Origin of the sequence: Cellulomonas sp. NPDC057328 (assembly GCF_042667215.1) — a bacterium.
Lineage (GTDB): Bacteria > Actinomycetota > Actinomycetes > Actinomycetales > Cellulomonadaceae > Cellulomonas.
The window spans coordinates 13478-40187 of sequence record NZ_JBHUZW010000003.1; the positions used below are offsets into that span (position 1 = coordinate 13478).

General features: G+C 75.6%; 21 protein-coding genes, 1 tRNA gene and 1 pseudogene. 13 read left to right on the forward strand and 10 right to left on the reverse strand.

What is annotated here, in order from left to right; genetic code table 11:
* The first annotated feature begins 2 nt into the window (after window positions 1-2).
* Window positions 3-76, forward strand: a tRNA-Pro gene (locus tag ACFUMH_RS01240).
* Between the two features lie 212 nt (window positions 77-288).
* Here the strand turns inward: ACFUMH_RS01240 and ACFUMH_RS01245 are convergent.
* Both ACFUMH_RS01245 and ACFUMH_RS01250 read right to left on the reverse strand, forming a co-directional pair.
* Entirely contained in the window at window positions 289-648 is a 360-nt protein-coding gene (locus ACFUMH_RS01245) for an MmcQ/YjbR family DNA-binding protein (RefSeq protein ID WP_378199120.1), read from the reverse strand.
* Window positions 645-1031 carry an MmcQ/YjbR family DNA-binding protein gene (locus tag ACFUMH_RS01250; protein ID WP_378199123.1) on the reverse strand — a complete coding sequence of 129 codons (387 nt, stop codon included), beginning with the start codon at window positions 1029-1031 and terminating at the stop codon, window positions 645-647. Before ACFUMH_RS01250 ends, ACFUMH_RS01245 begins: the two co-directional genes overlap by 4 nt.
* 81 nt (window positions 1032-1112) lie before the next feature.
* Between ACFUMH_RS01250 and ACFUMH_RS01255 the strand changes: the two genes are divergently transcribed.
* Both ACFUMH_RS01255 and ACFUMH_RS01260 read left to right on the forward strand, forming a co-directional pair.
* A complete protein-coding gene (locus ACFUMH_RS01255) occupies window positions 1113-1712 on the forward strand; it encodes a TetR/AcrR family transcriptional regulator (RefSeq protein WP_378199126.1) in 600 nt (199 codons plus the stop codon).
* 688 nt (window positions 1713-2400) lie between these two features.
* Window positions 2401-2784: an OsmC family protein gene (locus tag ACFUMH_RS01260; protein ID WP_378199129.1), complete on the forward strand. Its 384-nt coding sequence runs from the start codon at window positions 2401-2403 to the stop codon at window positions 2782-2784.
* Between the two features lie 66 nt (window positions 2785-2850).
* Here the strand turns inward: ACFUMH_RS01260 and ACFUMH_RS01265 are convergent, their stop codons facing one another.
* A complete protein-coding gene (locus ACFUMH_RS01265; protein ID WP_378199132.1) occupies window positions 2851-4548 on the reverse strand; it encodes a catalase in 1698 nt (565 codons plus the stop codon).
* 246 nt (window positions 4549-4794) lie between these two features.
* Between ACFUMH_RS01265 and ACFUMH_RS01270 the strand changes: the two genes are divergently transcribed.
* On the forward strand, window positions 4795-5730 hold the full coding sequence (locus ACFUMH_RS01270; protein ID WP_378199135.1) for a PfkB family carbohydrate kinase: 936 nt from the start codon (window positions 4795-4797) through the stop codon (window positions 5728-5730).
* A gap of 276 nt (window positions 5731-6006) precedes the next feature.
* On the opposite strand, the gene ACFUMH_RS01275 is transcribed toward ACFUMH_RS01270, so the two are convergent.
* Window positions 6007-6516, reverse strand: a complete 510-nt coding sequence (locus ACFUMH_RS01275; RefSeq protein WP_378199138.1) for a GAF and ANTAR domain-containing protein — start codon at window positions 6514-6516, stop codon at window positions 6007-6009.
* A gap of 708 nt (window positions 6517-7224) precedes the next feature.
* Here ACFUMH_RS01275 and ACFUMH_RS01280 point away from each other — a divergent pair.
* Window positions 7225-7335: pseudogene (locus ACFUMH_RS01280) on the forward strand (tellurium resistance protein TerC); the annotation flags it as partial.
* Between the two features lie 134 nt (window positions 7336-7469).
* Here the strand turns inward: ACFUMH_RS01280 and ACFUMH_RS01285 are convergent.
* Window positions 7470-8177: a DUF1361 domain-containing protein gene (locus ACFUMH_RS01285; protein WP_378199141.1), complete on the reverse strand. Its 708-nt coding sequence runs from the start codon at window positions 8175-8177 to the stop codon at window positions 7470-7472.
* Between the two features lie 37 nt (window positions 8178-8214).
* Window positions 8215-9159, reverse strand: coding sequence for a phosphatase PAP2 family protein (locus ACFUMH_RS01290; RefSeq protein WP_378199144.1), 945 nt, complete (start codon window positions 9157-9159; stop codon window positions 8215-8217).
* Window positions 9160-9441: 282 nt separating this feature from the next.
* Between ACFUMH_RS01290 and ACFUMH_RS01295 the strand changes: the two genes are divergently transcribed.
* From ACFUMH_RS01295 to ACFUMH_RS01330, 8 genes are all read left to right on the forward strand, one after another.
* The gene (locus ACFUMH_RS01295; RefSeq protein ID WP_378199147.1) at window positions 9442-12249 is read left to right on the forward strand and encodes a TIGR03773 family transporter-associated surface protein; all 2808 of its coding nucleotides are present in this window, start codon (window positions 9442-9444) and stop codon (window positions 12247-12249) included.
* Entirely contained in the window at window positions 12246-13808 is a 1563-nt protein-coding gene (locus tag ACFUMH_RS01300) for an anchored repeat ABC transporter, substrate-binding protein (protein ID WP_378199150.1), read from the forward strand. Before ACFUMH_RS01295 ends, ACFUMH_RS01300 begins: the two co-directional genes overlap by 4 nt.
* Window positions 13805-14947 (forward strand): TIGR03773 family transporter-associated surface protein, encoded by a 1143-nt coding sequence (locus tag ACFUMH_RS01305; RefSeq protein WP_378199153.1) that lies wholly within the window; start codon window positions 13805-13807, stop codon window positions 14945-14947. The genes ACFUMH_RS01300 and ACFUMH_RS01305 overlap by 4 nt, the downstream gene beginning before the upstream one ends.
* A complete protein-coding gene (locus ACFUMH_RS01310) occupies window positions 14944-15759 on the forward strand; it encodes an anchored repeat-type ABC transporter ATP-binding subunit (protein ID WP_378199156.1) in 816 nt (271 codons plus the stop codon). Before ACFUMH_RS01305 ends, ACFUMH_RS01310 begins: the two co-directional genes overlap by 4 nt.
* Window positions 15756-16676: an anchored repeat-type ABC transporter permease subunit gene (locus ACFUMH_RS01315; RefSeq protein WP_378199159.1), complete on the forward strand. Its 921-nt coding sequence runs from the start codon at window positions 15756-15758 to the stop codon at window positions 16674-16676. Before ACFUMH_RS01310 ends, ACFUMH_RS01315 begins: the two co-directional genes overlap by 4 nt.
* The gene (locus ACFUMH_RS01320; protein ID WP_378199163.1) at window positions 16673-17446 is read left to right on the forward strand and encodes a lytic murein transglycosylase; all 774 of its coding nucleotides are present in this window, start codon (window positions 16673-16675) and stop codon (window positions 17444-17446) included. Before ACFUMH_RS01315 ends, ACFUMH_RS01320 begins: the two co-directional genes overlap by 4 nt.
* A gap of 50 nt (window positions 17447-17496) precedes the next feature.
* The gene (locus ACFUMH_RS01325; RefSeq protein ID WP_378199165.1) at window positions 17497-21210 is read left to right on the forward strand and encodes a choice-of-anchor M domain-containing protein; all 3714 of its coding nucleotides are present in this window, start codon (window positions 17497-17499) and stop codon (window positions 21208-21210) included.
* A gap of 160 nt (window positions 21211-21370) precedes the next feature.
* Window positions 21371-22054 carry an SAM-dependent methyltransferase gene (locus ACFUMH_RS01330; protein WP_378199273.1) on the forward strand — a complete coding sequence of 228 codons (684 nt, stop codon included), beginning with the start codon at window positions 21371-21373 and terminating at the stop codon, window positions 22052-22054.
* Window positions 22055-22218: 164 nt separating this feature from the next.
* Here ACFUMH_RS01330 and ACFUMH_RS01335 read toward each other — a convergent pair whose 3' ends face one another.
* The 4 genes from ACFUMH_RS01335 to ACFUMH_RS01350 all read right to left on the reverse strand — a co-directional run bounded on the left by ACFUMH_RS01335 (window position 22219) and on the right by ACFUMH_RS01350 (window position 26541).
* Window positions 22219-22515, reverse strand: coding sequence for a hypothetical protein (locus ACFUMH_RS01335; protein WP_378199168.1), 297 nt, complete (start codon window positions 22513-22515; stop codon window positions 22219-22221).
* Window positions 22512-22853 carry an ArsR/SmtB family transcription factor gene (locus ACFUMH_RS01340; protein ID WP_378199171.1) on the reverse strand — a complete coding sequence of 114 codons (342 nt, stop codon included), beginning with the start codon at window positions 22851-22853 and terminating at the stop codon, window positions 22512-22514. Before ACFUMH_RS01340 ends, ACFUMH_RS01335 begins: the two co-directional genes overlap by 4 nt.
* 111 nt (window positions 22854-22964) lie before the next feature.
* Entirely contained in the window at window positions 22965-24239 is a 1275-nt protein-coding gene (locus tag ACFUMH_RS01345) for a hypothetical protein (RefSeq protein WP_378199174.1), read from the reverse strand.
* Complete coding sequence (locus ACFUMH_RS01350) at window positions 24232-26541, reverse strand: YcaO-like family protein (RefSeq protein ID WP_378199177.1); 2310 nt, start codon at window positions 26539-26541, stop codon at window positions 24232-24234. The genes ACFUMH_RS01345 and ACFUMH_RS01350 overlap by 8 nt, the downstream gene beginning before the upstream one ends.
* Window positions 26542-26710 lie beyond the last annotated feature (169 nt).

Sequence of the window (26710 nt, forward strand, 5' to 3'; positions counted from 1 at the left end):
ATCGGGCTGTGGCGCAGCTTGGTAGCGCACTTGACTGGGGGTCAAGGGGTCGCAGGTTCAAATCCTGTCAGCCCGACAGAGATGGCAGGTCAGAGGCCCGCACCGCTTCGGCGGGGCGGGCCTCTGAGCGTCCGGGGAGACACCGCGGCAGGCGGTCGCGCGCTCGCGCCGATCGCGGCGTCATCGGACAGCAGGTGATCCTGTCCGACGGTGTCACCGAGGGGACGCAGGCGGTCGGCCGGCGGCCTGGAGGCGTCGTCCCCCTGAACGACGACGGCGAGCCCTGCATCACTGCGACGTCCGGGGCGCCCGGTCAGCGACGAGGTCGTAGGACCCCTGCACGAGCTCCTCGACCAGCCTCCGGGTGACGCGCCCGCCGGCGCCGACCGAGATCCAGTGCTCCTTGTCCAGGTACCGCCCCCGGGTGATCGACCCGTGGTCGCGGCGCAGGGCGTCGCCGTGGTGCGGGTCGACCTTCACGGTGATGATCTGCGCCTCGGGGTCGTCGTCGGTCACGATGAGGAAGACCTTGTCGCCGGCCTTCCACACGTCCAGGTGCGGGGTGAACGGCCGTCCGTTGCTGACGTCGTCCAGCCCCTTCGCGGTGTCGCGGGCGACCCGCTGCAGCTCGGCTCCCGACAGGCTCACCGCTCGTCCTTGCCGAACAGCGCAGGGTCGACCGGTCGCTGCGCGCGGGGCAGGTTCTCCACCACCAGCAGGTAGGACTCGGTCACCAGGTCCTCGACCAGCGAGGGTGGCAGGGAACCGCCCGGGTGCAGCGTGATCCAGTGCCGCTTGTTCATGTGGTACCCCGGGGTGATGTCCTCGTGCTCGCTGCGCAGGGCCTTGGCGTCGTGCGGCTCGGACTTCAGGATCACGATCGGCTCACCGGTCACCTCGGTCATGAGCATGAAGACCTTACCCCGCACCTTGAACACGTCCCACTCCGGCCCGAACGGGTGCTCCAGGTCGGCTCCGGGCAGCTCCTCGGCGCGCTCGCGCGCCCGCTTCTGAACGGTCTCGCCCTGCATCAGATCTCCTTCGCTCGAATCGTCCTCCCAAGTACGTACTACGGTACGTACTACCACTGACGAGCCGCCGAAGGGGGACCGGTGCGCAAGGGCAGACCGAACGACCCGCAGCGTCGCGACCGCATCCTGCGGGCCACGCTCGCGGTCATCGGTGACGACGGCGTGCACGCGACGTCCTACCGCCGCGTCGCGGCACGCGCCGAGGTGCCGCTCGGGTCGATGACCTACTACTTCACCGACCTGGAGACGCTCATCGTCAGCGCCTTCGAGACCCTCGGGGAGGGCCTGCAGCCGCTCTACGCAGCTCCGTTGCGCGACGCGCGCGACGACGCCGAGGCGGTGGAGGCGCTCGTGGCGGCGACCTGCGGTGCCACGAGCCCAAGCCGGCACGAGATCCGCCAGTACACGGAGATGTACCAGTACGCGGCCCGCAGCGCCCGGGTTGCCGAGCTCGTCCGGACGTTCCAGGAGGAGTCGTTGCAGGTCCTGCGCCGGCGGTTCTCCGACGGGGCCGCGCGGGCCGTCGACGCGCTCGTCTGGGGATGGTGGACCTATCGCTCGTTCCACGACACGCCCCTGGACGAGGGGATGGTCCGTCGCGCGTTCGGTGCGCTCGTCGCCGAGCTCGCCGACGACACCGGCAGCGGCAGCATCCAGGACGAGCCGGCGCACGTGAGCTGACGCGGCACGCCCACCACGGCCGACGTAAGCACGCCGTCACGCACCGACCGACGACCACACCGAAGGGAGCGACATGAGCGACACGATCGCGACGGGGGACGAGGCCCCGGCGACCATGCGCGCCCTCGTCGTCGCGCGCACCGGCGAGCTCGCTCTGCCCGGGAGACGATCGGCGCGCTGCCCCCCGAGCTGATGTAGACGTATAGACCGCGTACGGCTCGCTCAGCAGGACCTGCATCGAGCGCGACCGCGTCGACGCCGAGCCGTCCGAGGCCATGACCGAGCTCGCGTACAGCGCCTGGCAGCGCGACACCCAGCGGGACGAGAGCGCGATCCTGCTCGCCGCCGACGTCGCACCGTCGCGATGCTCGACACCCGCGCGCACAACGACCCCGTCACCGACGGACTCGTCGCACCCAACGGCATCACAGCGGGCGAGCGCGTCACCAACGGCGCCGGCGACCGCGTCGTCACGCGCGCGAACCCCGCGGGCTGCGCGTCGGCGGCGGGTACGTGCGTCACGGTGCCCCGGTCCGCGCCTCTGAGCGTCGACGGGGTCTCGCGCGGCGCCTGGTGCGCCCTGGACGATGGACGACCATGGAGCGGTCGGCACGCGCGCGGACGGTCCGCACGTCGGCGCGTCCGGACGTCCGCAGGCGTGACGCCGGCGTTGATGGGAACCTGAGGCGTGGCCGACCTCTCGGTGTTCGGCGTGACCGCGACGGCCGGGTCCCTGCGCGGACCGGGTGTCACCCTCGCGCACGCCTGGACGCCCGAGGGCATCGCCGCGGACCCCGTCACGAACGGCGCCCAGGTGCTGCATTTGGCCGTCGCGGTGTGCGTGCTCAACGACGTGTACCGGGAGGCGCGAGCGCTGGGGATCGAGGTGCGCGGCGTGCGCGTCGAGGCCGACGGCGGGTTCGACGAGGCGTGGCGCTCCACCGGCGTCACGTACCGCGTGGAGGTGGACGGCCCGTCGGCGGAAGCCGCCGGGCGGCTGCTCGCGCGGGTCGACGAGGTCGCGGAGGTGCCCCGCGCGCTGCGCGCGGGCGTGCCCGTGGCCCGGGCCTGACGCGCCCCGGGGCACCGCGGGACGGGCCCGCGGTGCCCCGGCAGCGCGGCGCCGCCGGTGGCGTCGTCAACCGGCCGCGGGCTGCGACCCGTCGGTGTAGGGGAGACGGCCCAGCGTGCCAGACAGGACGTCCTCGGCCGACACCCGGTGGTTCACCACCGAGCTCGTCCACCGGCCCCACACCGTCGGGTCGACGGCGTCGCCGTTGTGCCCGAGGTTCTCGAGGCGCTTGCGCTCGTCGTCGGTGAGCCGCTGCGTCGGGAGGGGCTCGAGGTGGCGGACGTCGTCGGCGGTCAGGCCGATGCGCTCGCCCACGCGCGTGCCGTAGTCGTCGTGCACGAGGAACAGGTGCCAGAGCATCCGCTCCTGGACGTCGCGCTCGCAGTCGGCGAGCAGACCGCCGAGCGTCGCCACGAGCTCGTCGCGCTCCCAGTCGTTCATGGTGTCGTACCGGCCGCGGGCCTGGACGTAGTCGTTCGTGCGCTCGAGCGGCGCCTGCGTGAGCTGTCCGCGGATCTCCGGCGGCAGGTTCGGCTGCCGCTCGGCCTCGTGCAGCCCGCCGTGGATCGACGGCTCGTAGTTCACGTGCGGGTTCTGGCCCGGGGCGAGGTCGACGCCGTACGACATCTGACCGCCGCGCTGGTTCGTGTGCACCCGGCCGTCACGGCCCTGCGCCTGGTTGACCGGCAGCTGCAGGTAGTTCGGCCCGACGCGGTAGCGCTGGGTGTCCGAGTAGCTGAACGTGCGGCCGACCAGCATCTTGTCGTCCGAGAAGTCCAGGCCGTCGACGATCACGCCCGTGCCCATGGCGATCTGCTCGTTCTCGCCGTGGAAGTCCGCCACGTTGCGGTTCAGCGTCATCGTGCCGACGTGCCGCAGCGGGAAGTCGTCCTCCGGCCAGATCTTCGTGTCGTCCAGCGGGTCCCAGTCGAGCTCGGGATGGTCGTGGTCGGCCATGATCTGCACGTACATGTCCCACTGGGGGAAGTCGCCGCGCTCGATCGCCTCGTACAGGTCCTTCGACGCCGAGCCGAGGTCCTGGCCCTGCACCGTCGCGGCATCCGCGTCGGTCAGCGAGGCCACGCCCTGGCGCGGGTGCCAGTGGAACTTCACCAGCACCGTCTCGCCGGCGGCGTTCACCATCTTGTAGGTGTTGACGCCGAACCCCTCCATGTGGCGGTACGTGGCCGGGATGCCGCGCGGGCTGAACAGGTGCGTCAGCATGTGCATCGACTCGGGCGTCTGGCTCATGAAGTCGAAGATGCGGTTCGGCTCCTGCCGGAACGTCACCGGGTCCGGCTTGAGGGCGTGGATGACGTCGGGGAACTTGATCGCGTCGCGGATGAAGAAGACGGCCAGGTTGTTGCCGACGACGTCCCAGTTGCCGTCCTCGGTGTAGAACTTCACCGCGAACCCGCGGGGGTCGCGCGCGACCTCGGAGGAGTCCCGGCCGCCGATCACGGTCGAGAACCGGATCGCGAGCTGCGTCCTCTTGCCGGGCTTTCCGAACAGCTTGGCCCGCGTGTACGTCGAGGCGGGCTCGTCGCCGATCTTCCCGGTGGCCTCGAACTCGCCGTACGCCACGAACCCGCGGGCGTGGACGACACGCTCCGGGACCCGCTCGCGGTCGAAGTGGCTGATCTTCTCGAGGAAGTGGTAGTTCTCCAGCGTCGCGGGTCCGCGGCTGCCGACGGTGCGCTGGTTCTGGTTGTCCTGGACCGGGTGGCCCTGTCGCGTGGTGAGCGTGCGGTCGTCGTCTGCCATGTGGCTCCAAGCCCCGTGGGCAGCCGAACGACGTGCATCGTCTCGGCAACCGGGGGCGGGTCGCGTCGAACGTGGGGGCGTCTTCGAGGCTAGGCGCGATCCGGGGCGGTCGCCCGCTCGGCGACGCGGTCCGGGCTCCGGCGTCGACCGCCCCGCCGTCGTCGGGCAGGTGCTGGTCGCCGCTCCCGCGCGAGGCGTGGCGCTCTCGCGTTGCGCGGGGCACGTCGCGCGGGGGAGGGTGCGTCGATGGTCGACGTCGCGGTGGTGGGTCAGGTCGCGCGCCACGTCGCGCTCGCCGTCGACCGGTTCCCCGACGCGGGCGGTGCTGCGCGGGCCGGCCGGCGGCACGAGGGCCTGGGGGCGGCGGCCAACCAGGCGATCGGTGCCCGGCAGCTCGGCTGCTCCGCCGCGGTCGTGGGCGTCGTGGGGGACGACGCGGCCGGCACCGCGCTCCTCGCCGACGCGCGTCGCGACGGGATCGGCACGGCGGGTCTGGTGCGGCGGGTGGGCGCGACGACGGCGCTGTTCGTCGACGTGGTCGAGCCCGGTGGGCGACGCCGCGTCCTGGCGCACGTCCCGGACGACGTCGTCCTCACGGCGGACGACGTCCGGGCCGCTCGCCCGACGCTCGAGGAGGCGCGCGCCGTCCTGGTGCACCTCAAGCAGCCCGCCCCGGTCGTGCTCGACGCGGTGGGCGCGGCGGCCCGCGGCGGCGGGCTGGTCGTGCTCGACGGAGCACACCCGGACCCCGACGTCGTGCGGCGGGCGGTCGCGGCCGCCGACGTCGTGCGTGCGGACGCCGACCAGGCGGGCGTCCTGCTCGGGTGGGAGCTCGCCGACGTCGACGCCGCTGTCGCAGCGGCGGCGGAGCTGCTGGCGCAGGGCCCGTCGCTGGTCGCGCTCGCCGCCGCGGAGGAGGCGAACGTCGTCGCGTGGGACGGCGGGCACGTCGTGCTGCCCCTGCTCGACCAGGAGCCGGTCGACGTCACCGGTGCCGGCGACGCGTTCCTCGTCGGCCTGGTCGTGGCGCTGCTCGACGGCCGGGACCCCGAGACCGCCGGCTGGTGGGGCGCGGTCGCCGCGGCGTCGACCACGCAGCGGCTCGGCGGCCGGCCCGCCCTGGAGGTCGGCAGCGTCGCTCGGGGCGCGCAGACCGAGCGGCGGGCGCACGCCCGGTCGTGACGAGGGTGGACGGTCGCCGTCGCGGTGCTCGACAGGGCGCGCGTGGTGGCCGTGCGGGCCCGCGGGTCAGCCAGGGCCCGTCGACGGGAGGCGCACCGGGGACGCCGTGCACCGCGTCGCCGCCGGTAGGCCGGTCCGGTGGGGCCGGTGCGTGGGGCCGGCGCGTCGGGCCGGTGCGTGGGGCCGGCGCGTCGGGCCGGTGCGTCGCGGAAGTCGCGCTCTGCCGTGCGTGGTCGTCGGTACGGCGTTCCTATGGTGGGTGCCGCCGCGTGCGTTTCAGGAAGTGGCGCGCGCGCGGTCGGTCGGCATCCCCCTGCCGAAGTGCCCCGGCCGCGGCGACCCTCCGCTGACCGCGACGACGATGTCGCCGGCGATGTCGGCGACCTTGCGGTTACGGCCCTGGCTGGCGCGCCGCAGGACCGCGAACGCCTCGTCGGCGGTGCAGCGCTGCTGCGCCATGAGGATCCCGAGCGCCTGGTCGATCACGCTGCGCGACCTCATGGCGGCCTGCATGTCGTCGAGCAGCGCGTTCTGCTCACCGTGCCGGAGCGCGAGGGCCACTACCTTCTCGGCCTGGCGCGCGAAGTCGATGACGGTGTGACGCAGCTCGTCGACGAACAGGCCGGGGCTGCGCCCGTAGCTGTTGAGCGCGCCGACCAGGACCCCGCCTGCGCGCATCGGTACCGACAGGCTGCTCCGGACCCCGTGAGCGACGGCGTGGTGGGGCGCGTTCTCCCTCCGTCTGCTCGCCGGGTCCGCCGAGGCCCGCTGCAGCGTCGTGCACACCCCGGGCAGGGCGCGGCGGACGCCGGAGGTGGCCTCGCGGAGAGGCCACGGGACGTCCGGCGGATCGACGGGACGTCCCGCAGCCTCGCGCGGACCGGCGCACCTTCGTCACCTGCGGCCGCGTCAGCACGTCGGTCCGGTGGCGCACCACTGGTGGGCGACGTCGACGACGAGTCGCGACCCGGAGCCGGGGCCGGGCAGCACGAACGCCCGAACGGCAGGCGTGCGCGCACACCCGCCCCGATGGTCGACGTGCCGCCCCAGATGCCGCCGGCGACGACGGTGCGGAAGGTTCGGTACGACGGCACCCACGCGATCGAGTTGAGGTCGGGGTGGACGAGCCAGGTGTGCGACACGGCCCGTGGCGGCACGCCCACGACGACCTTCAGCTGTGCCCCGCCCGGCACGACGCCCGCGGGGTCGTCGACGTACTCGACGGACCAGGTGGAGAGGGGGACGTCGAGGTCGAGGACGAAGCGGTCGTAGCACTCGTGCTGCCCGGTGCGCGCGCCCAGGAACGCGCCCGGCTGCTGACTGGCTGTGTGGGCCTTCGGCAGCGAGCCCCACGTGATGCCGCAGTACGGCTGCGCCGTCGCCGACGGCGCGGTGAGCTGGTTCATGCCCGCCAGGACGACCAGGGCCACGAGCGCCCGCAGGACACGGGAACGCACTGCTGATCCTCCCCGAGGACTGGCGTGGTGCGCGCAGGTGCTCGTGCTCGTCGAGATGACGGACATCGTCTTCGCCGTCGACCCGATCCCGGCGATCTCCGCGGTGACGGACGAGGCGTTCCTGGTCTTCCCGGCCAACGCGTTCGCGAGGAGCGACGCCGATGACCCCTCTACCCGAGGCGCGCGCCATCAGCGCCAGCCGCCCGCCGGCTCGGCGGTGACGGGCGTGCACCCGGAGGTCGGCGCGACCTCGCCGCACGGTGGGCGCGCCCGCCGCGCGGCTCACCGCTCCAGCGCGACGAGACCGGAGATCACGGGTCCGACGACGACGACGTACATGAGCGCGAAGAAGACGGTGTGCGTGAGGCAGAACCCGACGAGCGCGCCGGCGTGCCGCTCCGTCACCACGTGGGCGTGCAGCTTGCCGACCAGCGCCCGCGGGTGCGTCACGTCCCAGCTGTTGAGGCGCAGGTACCGGCCCAGGTACATCCCGAGTGACACCAGCAGGAGCAGGACACCGACCAGCACGCGCCCGTCGGTGGTCTGCAGCCCGGCCGCGTGGTCACCGTGCCGAAGGATCGCGTAGCCGGTGTGCAGGGTGAACACGTTGAGCACGGTGGTGAGCACACCGGCCATGGCGAGGCTGATGACCAGGGCGATGTCGAACCACATCGGCACCCCGTCGCCCTCGCGGCGGTGGCTGAGGTTGAGCTCGGTGACGAGGTAGCCGGCGTTCGGCAGCAGCAGCACCCAGACCAGCGTCGTGACACCGGCGACCGCCCACATGGCCCAGTCCGGTGCCCCCGCGACCCGCACGACGACCGCCGCGCCCCACCCGACGAGCAGGACGAGCAGCGGCGCCACGCACAGGGCGACGTTCAGGAGCATCGGGCGGTACAGACGGGTCCGGAAGGCCCACGACCGGGCAAGGACGAGCACGACGGCGAACGCGACCATGCCGAGGACCCCGAGGATCAGGCTGTCCAGCACGCGCGCTCACCGCCTCGGCCCGACCCGCGGCGGCGGCTCATGCGGCGTCGCCCGGCGCGGCGGGCTCTCGGCGTGCCGGCGCCACGACCTCGAGCCGGTGCCAGCTCCACCACAGCAGCAGGACGGTCGTCGCCGAGCCGAAGGCGGCGAGGGACTGCAGCGCGAGGTACACGTTGTACTCGACGACCGGGTCGCGCCCGAGCACGTCGCTCGACGCGAGGAGCAGGAACAGCCCGAGCGCGAGCGACGCGGCGGCCCCGAGAGCGAGGGGGGCGACGACGAGCACGACGCGCGCGCGGCGGACGGGCGCCTGCACCGCACGCACGAGCCCACGCCGGTGCAGCCACAGCGCGGCGAGCGACGCGACCGCGAGCGTGACCCCGGCCGAGCCGAGCGTGTCGCTGAGGCGGTGCCACTTCGACTCCAGCGTGTACCCGGCGATCGCGACCGCCCAGGGCGCCACGAAGAACATCACGACCCCGCGTGCCCGCCAGGTCGCGAGCAGCAGGGCGGCGGCGAGCACCGTGAGCGCGATCGTCGTGTGCCCGCTCGGGAAGCTGTTGCCGGTGTAGCCCGCCGACGCCTCGACGAGGGCCGGGCGGGGGAGCACGACGCGCTTGAGGCCCTGGGTGACGACCTGGCCGACGACGATCGTCCCGACCGCGGCGACCGCCAGCTGCGGGGACCGGCGGGCGAGCCCCACGACCGCGATGAACGCGCACGCGAGTCCGAGCGAGAGCACCGTGATCCCGGCGAGCACCTCGTCGGACTCGGCGAGGCGCTGCTCGGCGACCTGGTCGGCTCCGCGCAACGCGGCGTTCTCCAGCGCCTGTCCCGGCGCGGTGAGCACGAAGCCGACGTACGAGGCGACCAGCACCACCGCTCCGACGCCCACGAGGGCCCACCACCGCCGCCGCGGGTCGCGCCCGGACGACAGGTGCTCGCCCCGCTCCTCCTCGACGGCCCCGAGTTCGCTCGTCACGGCGCCAGTGTGTCGACGGCCGGCACCGCACGCCATCGGAGGCACGTCTCGACGCGTCGGGAGACGAACCACGTGCGGCATGTCCCACGTAACTCCTCGGAACGGCCGCAGCGCAACGGGCTCGCGCCGGCGGGTCCCGTCATTGACAGCCGTCCAGACGTCCAGCACTATTGCGACCGCTTCTGAGTAACGTTCGCAGCAAACGCCGCGTCGGATCGACGCGCCATCGGATGCGCGCGCCCTCGGAGCGCCGCCCTCCGGCCCCGACTCGGAAAAGTGCTCATGCCCGTCGGCCGTACCGTCCTCACCCGTCAACGCCTGGCGTCCGCGCCCCTGCTCGCCGCGGTCGTCGTCGCATCCCTCGCTCTGCCCGCCGTCGCGGCCGCGTCGTCCCGTCCGGCTGGTCCGGCGCCCGCCGAGGGGTGGGACGTCCCGCACGGTCACGTGAACGACGCGGGGGCGCTCGTGCTCAACGACGGTCACGTCGACGTCGCGTCGGTCGTCGAGGACGGCCGCCTGACGACGCGGCTCAAGGACACGAGCAGGGGGAGCGAGACGCAGTGGCTCGCGACGGACGAGGCCGTGCTGCAGGTGCTGCCGGCGGCGGAGCAGGCGGTCCCGGACGGGTCCGCGCTGGACTTCCTCGGCGCGCCCGGGACGCCGTTCTGGGGGCTGCCCGAGACGCAGCAGGACGGCCTGCTCTGGCCGGGCTGGTCGACGGAGTCGATCCCGGCGGGCGGCACGCCCGGCGGCGTCGCGTGGACGCTGACCGGCGTCGACGGGCCGGGGGACCTGGTCCTCTTCGCGTCCGACCCGCAGCAGATCGGCGCGCACCACGTGCTCCTGAGCAGCCGTGACGGCGGGCCGGACACGTTCACCATCCCGGAGCGGACGCACGCGCACGGCTCCTGGGCGTTCTCCGCGGAGGGGGCGTACTGCCTCAGCTTCCGACGGTCGGCGCAGCTGGCGTCGGGGGAGCGGTCGACGCACGACTTCACGCTCACGGTCGCGGTGGGGCGCACCGCCGTGGGCGGGCTCGACCCCGCGGCGTGCGCCCGGGCCGATGACGGCCGGCCCGCCGACGACGACACCACGCCGCCCGTGGCGGCCGACCTCACCGAGCAGAACCAGGGCGGCGTGGTCGGGCCCGAGGGCTCGGCGGCGCCCGGCGGCAGCGTGACCGCCGGGGTCGGCGCGGACCACGCGGGCACGTGGGTCTCGGTCTGGGTGGACGACACCCACTGGCTCGGCTGGGTCCGCGTCGGCGCCGACGGCTCAGTCGTGGTCACGCTCCCCGACGCGACGTCGCCCGGCAGGCACGTCCTCGTGGTCGAGGACCGTGCCGACGTGCTCGTCGGCTGGACGGACGTGCGGGTCGTCCAGGCGCCCGGCGGCGACCCCGGCCCGGACCCCGGACCGGACCCCGGACCGACGCCTCCGCCGGCACCCGGCGCGGTCTGGGACGTGGTCAACGGCACGGTCAACGCCGCGGGCGCCACCGTGCTCAACGACGGCCACGTCGACGTGTCCTCGCTGCTCGAGGGCGACGCGCTGCGGACGCGGATCAAGGACACGACGTCGCCAGGCGACGCCGTGTGGCGCGACCCCGCGCGCACCGTCCTGCAGGTGCTGCCCGGCGCGCGGACGGCCGTGCCGGACCTGCCGGCGTACGGGTTCCTCGGCGCGCCGGGGGCGCCGCTGTGGCAGCTGTCGCACCAGCAGCAGGCCGGTCTGCTGTGGCCGGGCTGGTCGACCGAGGCGATCCCGCTCACGGCGACGCGGACGGGCGTGACCTGGGCGCTGACCGACGCGTCCGGTCCGGGCGACGTGGTCGTGCACCGGCCCACCGCCCAGCTCGGCGGCGTCGAGGTGCTCTTCAGCACGCGCGACGGCGTGACCGAGGCCGACCGCGTCCTCATCCCGCGGAACACCCACGCGCACGGCGCCTGGGCGTTCACCGCCGAGGGGCGGTACTGCCTCGCCTTCGAGCGGGCGACGGAGCTGGCCGACGGCAGGGTCGTGCGGGACGCGTCGGTCCTGGCCGTCGCGGTCGGCACCGCGGACGTGCAGCTGTTCGACCCGGCGTCCTGCGCTGCGGAGCTCTCCCCGCCGACCGGTGCCACGCCCGTCCTGGCGGAGCCGGTCACCGCGGTCGTCGGCACCGGGGCGGTGCCCGCGGCGCGCGCTGTGGCGGCCACGCGCTGCACGGCCGCGGCCACCGTCATCTCGGCCGGGCACGTCGACTGGGCCTCGCGCATCGTCGGCGGGCGCCTGCGGCAGCTCGTCGGGGACGACGCCACGGGCACCAAGATCTACCGGGAGCCGTCCGGCGTGGTGCTGTGGCTCAAGCCCTCCTCGCGCGTCACGCTGCCCGCCGGCTTCGGTGCGGTCGGTGCCGCGGGCACGCCCGTGTGGCAGGTGCCGCAGTCGCAGGACCCGTCGCTGGTGTGGCTGGGCTGGAACACCGAGCTGCTCAACGCCGGCAACGCCGGGTCGCCGGTCACCTGGACGCTGGACTCCGTCGACGGCCCCGGCGACGTCACCGTGTTCCTGTCCGGCGCGTTCGGCGGCGTGCAGACCGTCGTCTTCGACGACGGCGGCCGGTTCGAGATCCCGCTCGGTGTGCACGCGCACGCGAACTGGGCGTTCTCCGCGCAGGGCGTCTACCGGCTGCGCATGACCCAGTCCGTCGCGCTCGCCGGCGGGGGGCGGTCGAGCGACACCGCCACCCTGACGATCGCGGTCGGCGACGTCGACCCGGCGACCGCGGTCCGCGGCGACGGGGACTGCGCGGGCACGGCGGCAGCCGGTGGCGTCGTTCCCGTCTCGGCCGAGGAGCAGCCGCTGCGGGCCGCGACGCAGGTGGCGCCCCTCGCGGCGGCCGCCGTGGTGGACCTGCGGCCGGAGGGGAACGCGCCGGCGCTGACGGGCGGTGCCGTCGCCGCAGCTGCCGCGGGCGGCGAGGACGACCCCGTCCCGCTGCTGCTGGCCGTGCTCGGCGGGTTGCTGCTCGTCGGCGGTGCCGGCACCGGCGTCCTCTGGTGGCGCGGGCGCGGCGACGCGCCCGGCGTGCCGGGGAGCGGGGCATGAGCCGCGCCGGGCGCCGAACGGCGGCGTGCGTCGTCGCCGGGTCGCTCCTGCTGACCGGCTGCGCCGGGGAGCCGGCCCTCGTCGCCGGCACCGACCGGCTCCAGGTGGTCACCACGACGGTGCTGCTGCGCGACCTCGTCCGGCAGGTCGGCGGCGACCGCGTCGACGTCGTCTCGCTCGTCCCGGACGGGGCGGACCCGCACGCGCACGAGCCGACGCTGCGCGACGCCCGCGACGTGGTCTACGCCGACGTCGCGTTCAGCAACTACGCGTTGCTCGAGGAGCACGCGATCATCCGCACCCTCGACGCGAACCTGCCGCCCGAGGCCGTGAGCGTCTCGCTCGCCGAGGAGTCGGTGAAGTACGCGGCGGAGATCATCCCCCTCGTCGAGGACGCCGGCCTGGACACGATCTGGCTGGGGCTGCGCGCGCACGGCGACGGCGCGCAGCACGGCGCCACCCGGACGTCCCAGGTGCTGCTGTCCGCCACCGACGCCACCGGGCCCGGGGACGTCTACGGCTACCTCACCGGCGCGTTCGGCGACACCGACGTCTACCTCGACTCGTCCGACGGCTTCGACGCCGCCACCGGCTACCGCGACGACACCATGACGCTGCCGGCCGACGCGCACACGCACCTGTCGTGGGCGTTCACCGAGCCGGGCGTGCACACCCTCACGCTGCGCGCGCGCCTGCAGGTGGACGACACCTCGCGGCCGGTCGACCTCGACGAGGCGACGTTCACGTTCGCCGTGGGCGTCGACCCCTCCCGCGCCGGCCGGCCCGACGCGGTGGTGCTCGACCGGGGGCACGCCGACCTGACGGTCGACCTGGGCACCGGCCGCCTCGGCGTCCGGCACGACCCCGAGGGGGCGGGGCACGACCGCCATGCGTACGCACCCGACGAGGTGGTCGTGCACGTGCCGGCCAAGGCGCTCGAGGAGGTGCCCGCCGGCCCCCAGTTCGCCTTCCTCGGCCGCCCCGGCACACCCGTGCACCAGCTGCCCCAGGCGGTGCTCGGCAAGCACGTGCACGGCGAGATCGACCCGCACCTGTGGCAGGACGTGCGCAACGGCATGGCGTACGTGCAGCTCATCCGGGACACGCTCACCGCCGCGGACCCGGCCGGCGCCCGCGACTACCGGGGGCGCGCGTCGGCGTACCTGCGCGAGCTCGAGCAGGTCGACACGTACGTGCGGGACACGCTCGCGCAGGTGCCGCCCGAGCGGCGGCACCTCATCACGACGCACGACGCGTTCGGGTACCTCGCGCACGCCTACGGCCTGTCCGTCGCGGGGTTCGTGACGCCCAACCCGTCGACCGAGTCGTCGATGGCCGACCGCCGCCGCCTCGCGCAGACCATCCGCACCCTCGAGGTGCCGGCCGTCTTCCTCGAGCCCAACCTGGCCGCCCGCTCCTCGACCCTCACCGAGGTCGCCGCCGAGCTCGGCGTCGACGTGTGCCGCCTCTACGGCGACACGTTCGACGACGACGCCCCCGACTACGCCGCCATGATGCGCGCCAACGCCGACGAGATCCGGCGGTGCCTGGGCGCATGACCACCCTCCCCACCTCCTGCGAGGACCGCACCATGCCCCGCCCGTCCCTGCCCACCCCCGCCCGCGGCCGCACCGCGCGGCACCGCACCGCCCGGCTCGCCGCGCTGCTCACGGCGGCGGCCGCCGTGGTCGCGGCGCTCGCCGGCCCGGCCGTGGCCGCCGTCGAGGACCCGGACCTCGACCAGACCATCGACGCCGGCGCCGCCGTCGTCACCGGCACGCGCGTCCTCGAGGCCGGGCACGTCGACATGGGTCCGCGGGTCGTCGACGGCCGGTGGCAGTTCCTCGTGCACGACGACGTCGCCAAGGCCGACGCGAACGCCACCAGCGTGTGGCGGTACCCCGATCAGACGGTGCTGCGCGTGACCGACGCCGCGCAGCTGACGGTCCCCGACGACCCGGCGTACGCCTTCCTCGGCGCGGCCCCGGGCGCGCCCGTGTGGGTCGTGCCGCAGACGCAGGACCCCGAGGTGGTCTGGCTCGGCTGGAACACCCAGGACCCCGACGTCATGGCCACCATCGACCGCGGCGTGACGCTCTCGCTCAGCGGCGTGCAGGGCCCCGGCACCGTGTCCGTGTACCTGCAGTCCGGGTCGTTCGGCGAGCCGCAGGTGCTCTGGGACTCGCGCGTCGCCGAGCCGCAGCCCGTGTGGGTCGACGTCAACACGCACACGCACGCCAACTGGGTGTTCACGCAGCCGGGCGTCTACCTGCTGCGGCTGACTGCGGAGGCGGACCTCGTCGACGGCACCACCGCGTCGGACACGCAGGTGCTGCGGTTCGCGGTCGGCTCGGCGACCTCGACGGACGAGGCCCTGGCCGCGACGTGGGCGGGCACGGAGCCCTCCGCCGAGGCGGCCGACACGGACGCACCCGCGGACGAGCCGGTCGACGGCGGCGCGGCGGACGCGTCGACCGACGGCACCGGAGCCGCGGACGTCGCCGGGGGCGACGGCGGGCGCGGTGCCCTCGTGCCGGTCCTCGTCGGTGCGGTCGTGCTCGTCGCCGTCGCGCTGGTCGCGGGGTTCGTCGTCGCGGGGGTGCGCGGTGCGCGCGCCCGGCGGCGGGTGCTGGCGGCGCACGCCGGCGGTCCGACCGCGGGCGTGACGTCGGGGGCTGCGGACGGCGGTGCGGCGTGACCGCGGCCGACGTGGCGACCTCCGCGGCGACGGCGGCGACGCCACCGCCCGCGGGGCACACCGACGCCCTCGTGGTCGCCGGCGTGCACGTCGAGCTCGGCGGCCGGCCGGTCCTGCGCGACGTCGACCTGACGGTCGACCGCGGCGAGCTCGTCGGTCTGCTCGGCCCCAACGGCGCCGGCAAGACGACCCTGCTGCGCACCGTGCTCGGCCTGCTGCGCCCCGCGCGCGGCACGGTCACGGTCGACGGCCGCCGCGCCGCACCCGGTCGCGTGCCGGTCGGCTACGTCCCGCAGCGGCACGAGTTCGCGTGGGAGTTCCCGCTGTCCGTCGCGGACGTCGTCATGACGGGCCTCACCGGACGCCTCGGCCTGCTGCGCCGCCCGCGGACCGCCGACTGGGAGGCCGTCGTCGAGGCGCTCGCCCTCGTGCGGATGGCCGACCTCGCCGAGCGGCCGGTCGGGCAGCTGTCCGGCGGGCAGCGCCAGCGCGTCCTCGTCGCCCGTGCCCTGGTGCTGCGGCCGGCGCTGCTGCTGCTCGACGAGCCGTTCACCGGCCTCGACATGCCGACCCAGGAGCTGCTCCAGGCGCTCTTCGTCGACCTCGCCCGGGACGGCCGGGCCGTCCTCATGACGACCCACGACATCCCGTCCGCGCTCGACGCGTGCGACCGCGTCGCGCTGCTCGACCGCACCGTCGTCGCGTGCGGCCCGCCGCGCGCGCTCGCCGCCGACACGGACGCCTGGTCCGCCGCGTTCGGCGTCGGCCCCGACTCCACCCTGCTCCGCGTGCTGAAGGCGGTCACCCCGTGAACCCGGTCGACTTCGTCACCGACCTCCTCAACCCCGACCTGGCGTTCCTGCCCAAGGCGCTCGCCGTGGCGGTCATGTCGTCGGTCGTCTGCGGCGTCGTCGGCACGCACGTCGTCCTGCGCGGCATGGCCTTCATCGGCGACGCGGTCGCGCACGCCGTCTTCCCGGGCCTGGCCGTCGCGTTCGTGCTGTCCGGCAACCTCGTGCTCGGCGGGACCGTCGCGGGGGTGCTCACCGCGGTGCTCGTGGCCGTGTTCGCGCAGAACCGGCGCCTCAAGGAGGACTCGGTCATCGGCGTCTTCTTCGTCGCGGCCTTCGCGCTCGGCATCGTGATCATCTCCCGCGCGCCCGGCTACGCCGGCTCGCTGCAGCAGTTCCTGTTCGGGTCCATCGCCGGCATCCCCGACCGCGACGTGTGGGTCGTCGGGATCACCGGCGCCGCCGTCGTCGCGGCCGTGCTGCTGCTGAACAAGGAGCTCGTCACGGTCTCGCTCGACCGGGAGTCGGCGCGGGCGATGGGGCTGGCGGTGTTCCGGCTCGACCTCGTGCTGTACGTGCTGGTGACGCTCGCGGTGGTCATCAGCGTCCAGACGATCGGCAACATCCTCGTGCTCGCGCTGCTGGTCACGCCCGCCGCCACTGCGCGCCTGCTCACCGACCGCCTCGGCGTCATGATGGCGCTCGCCCCGACGATCGGGGCGCTGTCCGCCCTCGTCGGGCTGTACCTGTCGTGGTCGTGGGACCTGCCGACCGGCGGCACGATCGTGCTCGTCCTCACGGCGGCCTTCCTGCTCGCGTGGGTCTTCTCGCCGCGTCGCGGGATGCTCGCGCAGGCGGTGGCGGGGCGCCGCCGCGGCGGAGCGGCGGACGTGTCGCCGCCGGCGCACCGACCCGTCGCCGCGGGGGCTGCCCGGTGAGCGGGCGCGCCCTGCTGCCCGTGGCGGCGGGCGGGCTGGCCGTGCTCGGTGCCGCCGCGCTGGTCGCGGCCGTGACGATCCCGCCGTCGAACGGTGCCGCTCCGAGCCCGTCCACCTCCTCGGGGCCACGCAGCACACCCTCCGCGCCCGCGCGCACGCCGGCGCCCGTGCCGACCGCGACCGTCCACGCCGCCCACCTGCCCCTTCCGGAGCGCGCCGACGCCGACTGGGTCGCCCGCACGGCGCGGGCCGCCGGCGTGCCGCCCCGTGCGCTGGCGGCATACGCCGGCGCAGCGCTCGCCGTCGCCGACACCCACCCGACGTGCGGCCTCGGGTGGAACACGCTCGCGGCGATCGGCGAGGTCGAGTCGGCCCACGGGACGCTCCAGGGCGGCGCCGTCGGCGCCGACGGGCGCGTGCAGCCGCGCGTGGTCGGCGTGCCGCTCGACGGCAGCCCGGGTGTCGCGGCGATCCGGGACACCGACGGCGGCGTGCTCGACGGCGACACCGCGTGGGACCGGGCCGTCGGCCCGATGCAGTTCCTGCCGGGCACGTGGGCCGAGCACGCGCAGGACGGCGACCGGGACGGCGCGTCGGACGTCGACGACCTCGACGACGCCGCCCTCGCCGCCGCGGTGTACCTGTGCGACGCCGGTGGCGACCTCACCGATCCCGCCGGCTGGATCGCGGCCGTGCACGCCTACAACCCGTCCGCCGAGTACAACGCCCGCGTCGCCGGCGCCGCCGAGCGCCTCGCGGCGCTGCCCTGACGACGCGCCACCGCGCGCGCACCCACAGCCCCCACGAGGAAAGGCACACCGTGACCACGCAGTCCCCACCGAGGCGCCGCCTGACGGCCCTCCTCACCGCGGCCGCCGTGGCCGCCGTCGGCCTCGCGCTGCCGGCGTCCCCGGCCGTCGCGGCCGACGGACCCGCCCCGGCCCCCGCCGAGCACCGGCTGATCGCCGGCGTGCACACCGACGCCGTCTCGACGTTCCTCGACGACGGCGCGCTCGTGCTCGCGTCCAAGGCCGACGTGCCCGAGGGCAACGGCACGCGGTTCGACCCCGACACGATCCGTTTCCACCTCGAGCAGGACGCGGCGATGGACGTGCCGCCGTCCGGGTTCGAGTTCCTGGGGGCTGCGGGCTCGCGCGTGTGGATCGCGCCGCAGTCCAACCCGGGGGCGGGGCGCCTGTGGCCCGGCTTCTCCACGGAGTCGATCGCCTCCGGTGCGGTCGCGGGCGACCGCACGGCCTTCACGCTGACGGGCGTCGAGGGTCCGGGCGACCTCGAGCTGTTCACCACCGGCGGGTTCGGGCAGGTGCAGCGGCTGTGGTCCTCGGACGAGGTCGGCCTGACGACGTTCGATGTCGGGCGCACGCACATGCACGCCAACTGGGCGTTCACCGCCGCGGGCACGTACCGCGTCGGCGTGCGGGCGGCCGTGACCGTCGGTGGGGCGCAGCAGACCGCGGACGCCACGTACACGTTCGTCGTCGGCGACGTCCCGGAGCCGACCGCGACGACGACGACGGTGACGCCGTCCGCGACGTCGCTCGTGCTCGGTGAGCCGGTGACCCTGGCCGCCACGGTCGCCCCCGCGGACGTCGAGGGGTACCTCGAGCTCCGTGCCGGCGAGCGGGTGCTCGGGCACGAGCCCGTCACCGACGGTGCCGCGTCGCTGACCGTGCCCGACCTGGGCGTCGGGCGGCACGCCGTCACGGCGACCTTCGTGCCCGCGCTCGCGCACGCGGCCGCGGCGTCGACGTCGGCCCCGGTCGACGTCGTCGTCACCGAGGAGGCCGGCGGTGCCGAGTTCGGCATCACCGGGGTGGCCGCGTCCTACGCGCCCGGGGACGTCCTGCGTGCCCGCGTCGTCGGCGTGACCCTCGCCGAGGGGCAGACCATCCAGTGGCGCATCCGTCCCGTCGGCAGCGCCAGCGCCGCCGGCAGCAGCCTGTACATCAGCGACGAGGAGGCCCGCGCGGCCGCGGCGGCGGGGCGGCTCGAGGTCCCGGTCGACGTGTCCGTCGACGGGTACGAGATCAGCGCACGCCTGCGCAGCGGCACGACGGTGCTCCAGCAGACGTCGTGGACCGCGATCTCCGTCCCGGCCGCGGTGGAGGCGCCGACCGCGCGCCTCGAGAGCCCCATCCCGTCGTACCAGCCGGCGGGCCTCGTCATCGCGCTCGGCGGCCGTGCGCCCGCCGAGGGTGAGGAGCTCCGCGTGGTGTACCGGTCGAACGAGGGCTGGTACGAGTTCGTCGAGCCCTCGTTCGTCGACGCGACCCGCATCGAGGTCGCCGACTCGTGGACCTACACCGGTGACCTGGCCGTCCAGGTGCTCCGCGACGGCGTGGCGGTCACGCAGTCCGCACCGTTCGCCGTGGACGTCCGCGATCGGGAGGTGCAGATCGCCGGCGTCCAGGGCGTGTACCGCGTCGGTGACGTCCTCCGGGCGACCGGGACCATCTACCCCGAGAGCGACCAGTACGCGTACGTGTGGGTGTTCCAGAAGCAGGTCGGCGACGAGTGGGTGTGGGAGGAGGTGGAGGCCGGCACGGGCGCCGACGCGCGCTCGATCGAGTTCCCGGTCGAGGAGCGCCACGACGGCGGCACCCTGTTCCTCTCCGCCTCCGTCGGGTACGGCACGGACGAGGAGCGCTACATCGGCCAGACGGGCGTGCCGATCAACGTGACGGCCGCCGCCCCCGGTGAGCAGCTCTTCTTCTTCCAGTCCCTCGGCGGCCACTACCACCAGGGCTACGACGTCGACCTCCAGCTCGTCGCCGACCCCGGCCTCGCGGACGGCGACACGATCGACTGGCAGTGGCGCTGGCTCGGGCAGGACTGGACGACGCTGCCCGGGGCGTCGGGGCTGCGGCACCGACTGGTCGCCGAGCAAGCGCTGGACGGCGTCGAGGTCCGCGCGACCCTGACGATCCCCGGCGCGGAGCCGCTGACGGCCGAGCCGGTCACCATCCACGTCGACGACCACGGCTCGCCGGCGTCCCAGGTCGTGTCCGTCGCGGGTGCGGCGGAGGCGTACCGCCCGGGTCAGGCCGTCGAGCTGGCGGCTCAGGTCGCACCGGCGACGGTGCTCGACACGTACCAGTGGTTCACGCGGGCGCCGGGCGCCGCCGAGGCGCAGCCGGTCGCGGGTGCGACCGGTGCGACGTACGCGTTCACCGCGGACGCGGCGCTGGACGGCACGCAGGTGAGCGTCGCCGTCGTGAAGCCGGGCGGCGCGCTCGCGTACGGCCCGTCGCGGCCGGTGACGCTCGCCGTGTCCGGCGAGGCGCTGCCCACGGTCGCCGTGACCGGCCTGGCCGGGCACTACCACTCGGGCGACGCGATCACGCTGACCGCGGCCGCGACGCCGTCCGGTGCGGACGACGTGTTCCGCTGGTCGGTGCAGCGCGTCGACCAGGACGCGCCGGTCGTGCTCGAGGTTGCGCAGCTGGCGCTGACGGCCGAGCAGGCGCTGCACGGCGCCCGGGTCTCGGTCGAGCGGCTCGTCGACGGCGAGGTCGTCGCGACGTCGCCCGTCCGCACGATCGACGTGGACGACCACGGTGCCGCGCCGCTGCAGCAGGTCACCGTGTCGGGTCTCGCCGAGCGGTACGCGGTCGGTGCGGAGGTCGCGCTGGACGCGTCCGTCGCTCCGGCCTCCGTGCTGGACCGGTGGGAGTGGTACGTGCAGCGTCCGGGGCAGGACACGCCGGCGCTGGTCGAGGACGCGGACGGGGCGCGCCTGCGCTTCCCGGCTACCGCGGACCTGGACGGTGCGTCGCTGTTCGCGCGGCTGACGTTCGACGACGGCACGCCGTACGTCGAGTCGGCGCCGGTCCTGCTCGTCGTCGGTGACGAGGTCACGCCGACCCCGACCCCGACCCCGACGCCCACGCCGACGGACCCGGGCACGACCCCGACGCCCACGCCGTCGCCGACGGACCCGGGCACGACGCCGGAGCCGACCCCGACGCCCACGCCGACGGACCCGGGTACGACGCCGGTCCCGACGCCGTCCCCGACGCAGCCGGGCACCCCGGCCCCCGTCGCGCCGGCCAAGCCGGGCACCGCCCCGACGCCGCGCTCGGGTGTCGAGCTGACCGGCCCGGCCGGTGGCCTCGACCTCGGGTCGACGACGCTGCGGCAGGGCGAGGTCGTCACGATCGGCCTCGGCGCCGACCGTGCCCGCACATGGGTGGCCGCGTGGCTGTTCTCGACGCCGACGCTGCTCGGCGGGGACTGGCTGCAGGCGAACGCCGCCGGCCAGGTCGCCGCGCGCGTCCCGTCCGACGCGACGCCGGGTGCGCACCGCCTCGCGGTGTTCGCCGCCGACGGCAGCCTGGTCGGCTGGGCGTCGGTGACGGTCGTCGCGGCCGACGGCAGCACGCCGTCGACGACGCTCGCGGCGACCGGCGGCGTGCCGGCGGGCGCGTGGGCGCTGGTCGGCCTGCTGCTCGTCGGCACCGGCGGGGTGCTGCTGCACCGTCGCCGCACGGCGCTGCGCACGGCCGGCGCCTGACGCACGCGGCCGCGGCCCGGGGCGCACCCGGGCCGCGGCACCGCGTCGCACCGACGCACCGGGCCGGTACGGGGCACGCCCCGTGCCGGCCCGGTCGTCGCTCACCACCACGGAGGACCGCATGGACGACCGCTAGTCGCCGACATCGCACGCCTACGACCTGGTCAGCCTCGCCGCGCGGCCCGCGCAGCGCGCCGCGCTCGCCGAGGTGCTGCCCCTGCTGCGCCCGGACCACGGGCCGGTGCTCGACGTGGGCGCCGGCTCGGGCGCCGTCCTGGCCGACGTGCTGGACGCGCTGCCGACGGCGCACGTGCTCGCACTCGAGCCGAGCCCGTCGATGCGCGCGCTCGCGCTCGCCCGCGTCGCGCAGCGCCCCGACTGGTTCGCGCGTGTGACCGTCCGCCCGGAGGACGTCCTGTCGGCGCCGCTGCCGCCGCGGATCGGCGGGGCCCTGGCGCTCGGCGTGCTGGGGCACCTCGACCCCGGGGAGCGAGCCGCGCTGCTCGCCGAGTTGGCCGGGCGCCTACCGGTGGGCGGGGTCGCGCTGCTCGACCTGCAACCGCCCGCGACGCCGGAGCGGGTGGAGGCGTACGAGTTCACGGCGGCGACCGTCGGCGACCTCACCTACCGCGGCATCGCGGAGGCGTGGCCGCTGGACGGCGAGCGCCTGCGGTGGCGCATGACCTACCTGACCCTCGAGGGCGAGCGTGTGCTCGTCGAGGAGTCGACCGAGCACGAGTACCACCACCCGGCGCCGGACGTCGTGGCCGCGGAGGCCCGCGCGGTGGGCCTGACCATGACGCCGGCGACGACGTCGACGTTCTGGGTGCTGACGCGCACCTGACCGCGCGTGTCGTCGTCCTGCCACGGACGTCGGGACGACGTCGAGCTCGTCACACGGACGTCGGGACGACGTCGAGCTCGTCACTCGCGCGGCGACCTCGCCACCGGCAGGTGACGAGGTCGCGTGCGGGGTGACGAGCTCGACGTGGTGACGTGCCCGGCGGCTCAGTGCTCGTCGTAGTGGTCCTCGTGCGCCGCGTGCTTGTGGCCGTCGTGGACGTAGTCCGTGTGGTCGCCGTGCTCGACGGCCTCGTGCCCGCAGTCGGCGCCGTGCGCGTGCTGCTCGCTGCTGTGCTCGGCGACCGACTCGTGCTCGTCGTAGTGGTCGCCGTGCTCGGCGTGCTTGTGGGCGCCGTGGACGTAGTCGACGTGGTCGCCGTGCGGCACGGCCTCGTGGCCGCAGTCCTGGCCGTGGCGGTGCTCGGTGAGCGTGTGCTCGGCGTGGGTGTCGGTGACGGTCATGCGGGTTCCTCCTCGGGGGCGGGGAGCGGGTCCTCGGCGCGGACCGGCTCCCGGACGTGGGCGAGCGCGTCCGCGACGACGTGCGCGACGTGCACGTCGGCCACCGCGTAGGTGACCTCGCGGCCCGTGCGGGTGGCGGTCACGAGACCGCCCTGCCGCAGGGTGCGCAGGTGCTGGGAGACCAGCGGCTGGGGCGTGCCCGTCGCGTCGACGAGCGCCCCGACCGTGCGCGGCTGCTCGGCCAGCAGCCGCAGCAGCAGCAGCCTCGACTCGTGGCCGAGCACCTTGAACAGCTGCGCCGCGGCGGCGAGACCGGGTTCCCCGTGCACGGCCTCCATCCGACCAGATGTATGCAGATATTGCAATACTGCTATGTATTCGCGACAGCGACGCAGTCGCAGCAGGGCCGCCTCTGCGGCTGGTGCCCCCGGGACGCGGCGCCCGCGCGGTCACCACCCGGGCCAGGGCGCCTGCTCGACCGGCCCGGGCTCCCGACCCAGCCGTCGTGCCGCCCCCCGCGCCACGACCGGGTCGGGCGGGAAGGCGCCGACCGGCAGCCGCGACGCCCCGGCCACCAGCACCCGCACGCAGCACCACCCGTGCGCCGCGACGTCGGGCGTCGTCAGGTCGACCACCCACAGGTCCGAGCCGGCCGCCCGCACGGCCGCCGCGGACGCGACGCCGGGGCCGGCGCCCCGCGCGGACGCGGTGACCGTCGGCCGGCGGCCCAGGCGGTCCCGCAGCCGGTCCCGCACCACCGGGTCGAGGGTCAGCTGCACGTGCCCCAGCGGGTCGACGAGGCGGCGGTGGCCCGGCCCTGCCGCGGCGAGGTAGTCGCGACCCTGCCGGTGCGGCGCCAGGCCGGGCGCGCCGGAGCGCAGCAGGGACCCACCCGCGTCCGCGAGGTCCCGCGCGACCACGAGCTGCCACAGCGCACGTGCCGCCGCGGTCGCCTGCGCCCGCTCGTCCGGGCCGGCCGCGACGGCGACGGTGGTGACGTCACCGTCGTCGACCGCCGCGAGCGCCACCGACGCGCCGAGGTGCGACGGGAGGCGGCGCACGTCGAGGGTGAGCGGGCTCGCGCCCCACGCCCGGGCCACGCCCGCGGCGAGCGGGACGGGCGGCGGCGCGGGGGCGTCCGCGTCGGCCCACCACGTCCACGCGGCGTCCTGGGCGGCGAGGTCCCGGCACGCGGCCTCGACGGCCGCGGCGCGGTCACGCCCCGCGCCGAGCCCGGCCATGTTGAGCGGGTGCGCCACCGGCACGTCGGGGCGTGCGTCGAGCCAGCGGACCACCGCCTGGGCGTACGGCACGCGGCCCGTCGCCACCGTGCCGTCGGGGGCGTGCCACGTCGCCGCCGCCCACGCCGTGCGCGTCCGGTCCTCGACCCGGACGAGCGGGCACCCGGGCTGCGCCAGCACCTCGGGGTCGACGAGCCGGAGGTCGTCGAGCGTGAGCACCGGCACGCCCGCGGCGCGCAGGTCGGCCGCCGTCGTGTCCAGCACGTCGAGCTGTCCGTGGTCCTCACCGGCCCAGTGCCGCACGGCCGCGTCGACGAGCACGTCGGGGTCCGCCGGGCCGTCCGTGAGCTGGACCGCCACCGCGTGGGCGTCGACGCCCCGCGCGACGGGCATGCGCACCTGGTGGTGGTGGAACCCGGCCGGCAGGTCGGGGCCGTGCGTGAGGCGGACGGCGTGCAGGGCGTCGAGCGCGGCCTCAGGCATGGGGCAGCGGGAAGGTGAGCAGCTCGTGCTCGGCGAGCGGGGTCTCCCGCCAGCCGAGCTCCACCGCGAGGTCCTGGACGCGCCGCCGCCCGAGGAAGGGGAACGCGGCGGGCGCGTTGCCCACCGTCCCGGGCACGAGCACGCGGACCACGCGCATGCCGGTCGACGCGACGTCGGGCGTCGTGAGGTCGACGACGACGACCTCGAGCCCCGCGGCCTCGACGGCCGCCCGGTACGTCGCAGCCGACCGGTCGGGCAGGCGCGGCAGGTCCTCGAGCCGGCGCGTCGCCGCGGGGGCGAGCAGGTGCTCCACGCGTCGGCCCGCGCGCGGGTCGAGGTACACCTGCTGCTGCACCATGAGGTCGTCGCAGTCACGCATGTCCGGGCGGAAGTCGTCGAGGTAGCGCCGGTCGGCGCGCCACGGCTTGAACGCACGCCCGTTGAGCTCGCCGTCGGCCATGACCTGCCAGTGCAGGCCGTCGCGCCGCAGCAGGTCGCGCGACCCCTCCTGCAGCGTGAAGGCCTCCGTCCACGCCTTGAGCGCCGCGTCGCGGAAGTCCGGTCGCGCGGAGAAGCCGATGTTCACCAGGGCGTCGGCGTCGTCGTGCACCACCGCCGCCGCCACGGGCACGCCGAGCTCGTTGTCGAGGTGCAGCAGCGCGGTACGACCCGTCACGGCCGCCGCGAGCGCTGCGTCCGGCAGGACATCCGGCAGCGGGTGGCCGTTGAGCCACCACACCATCGTGGCGTGCCGTTCGACGACCTCCTCGAGCGCGCTCGCGACCGCGAAGTCCGCGTCGGGCCCCGCGGCGATGCCCGCGAAGGCGCAGAAGTTGGTCGGCGGTGCGGCGGCGTAGCCGGCGGAGTACCAGTTGACGTAGACGAGCGAGGCCGGGACCAGCACCTCGCGGTCGTGCGTGAGCGAGCGTCCCGGCACCCAGTGCACGGGCAGGTCCCGCGTGAGCGGCACGAACGGGAAGCCGGGTGCCGCGTACTGCGCGTCGGAGTAGAGGACGAGCTCGGCCGGGTCGAGCGCCGGCACGCCGCGCCGGCGCAGCTCGGCCCACGACGCGTGCGTCACGGGCAGGGTGTCGAGGACGTTCCCGCAGTAGCGCTCGACCGACTCCCCGACGGCGGCGGCCGAGGCCCCGTCGGGGTCGCCGAACGCGCTGCCCTGGCACAGCACGTTGTTGGCCCACGGCGAGACGGCGCGCACGTCACCGACGTCGCACTGGCGCGTGACCAGGGCCGCCGGCACCGACGCGTGGTGCCGCACGTCGCGCACCCGCAGCACCAGCCCGGTCCGCGCGTCGACGAGGTCCGCCGGCGTGTGCGGGCGGTGCACCGTGCTGCGGTGCGGCAGCGGCAGGACGACGTGGGCCTCGTGCGTGGTGCCGGCCGGGCCGCGGGCGATCTCGTGCAGCACGTCGCCCGGGGCGGTCAGCCCGTCGTGCGCGTGGGCGGCGGCGTCGGCCACCACGTCGAGGACCGCGTCGAGCACGTCCGGCAGGGCGTCGGGCGCCGGGCCGCAGTCGCCGCCGGGCGCGGGCGCGCGCACCGCGCGGTGCACCCGGTGGTCACGGGTGGCGGCGGTGCGACGCGCCACGGCGTCCTCGAAGGACGCCCCCGTGCCCGGCGTCACGAGCGGGCCGACCCACGCGGTGCCGCGCGTCAGCTCGACCGCGAGCCAGGGCACGCGCATGTCGTGGCACATGCGGTCGACGTCCGCGAGGTCCCCGTCCCGCGGGCCGCGCACCGCGACGACGAGCAGCCGCCGCGTGACGTACGCGCGGTTGACGACGGCGCGGGCGTCCCACGGGAGCACGTCCACGGCGGCGTCCGTGCCGGCGCGCGCGTGCAGCGCGGCGACCAGGTCGTCGTCGCCGGTCAGCAGCGCGTCGAGCCCGGGGCGCGCGCGCGGGGGTGCAGCCGGCCGCGGGGTGTCGGGCGCGTCCCACGCGGCGCGGGCGGCGAGCAGGTCGTGCAGCGGGCGGGCAGCCGTGGCGAGCGTGCCGTCCACGAGGTCCGGGGCGCCGAGCGACCACGCGGTGACGAGCAGCTGGACGGTCGCCGCGGGCAGGCCGACGACGTGGTGGACGTCGTCGGGGGTGGTCACCACCGCGGTCGCGGGGTCGAGGGGGCGGATCTCGACGCGCGCCGGGCCGGGGGGAGCCACCCGCGGCGCGGGGGCAGTTGCCGCGCTGCCCGGTGCCGCGCTGCCCGGTGCCGCGCTGCTCGGTGTCGAGGTGCTCGCGGCTGCGGTGCGCGCGGCGGTGCCGCCGGCGACGGGCGTGGTGGTCATGAGGTCCCCCGTGGGCGTCGGGCTGCGGGTCGGTCGTGCGTCCCCGGGAGTCGGCACCGGGGGAGGGGCGGGCGCGCCACGCGTACCGTGGGTCGTGCGCACCGCGCGACGCGGGTCCGGCCCTGTGCGAGAGGGCCGGACCCGCGCCCGGGCGTCACGCCCAGGAGAA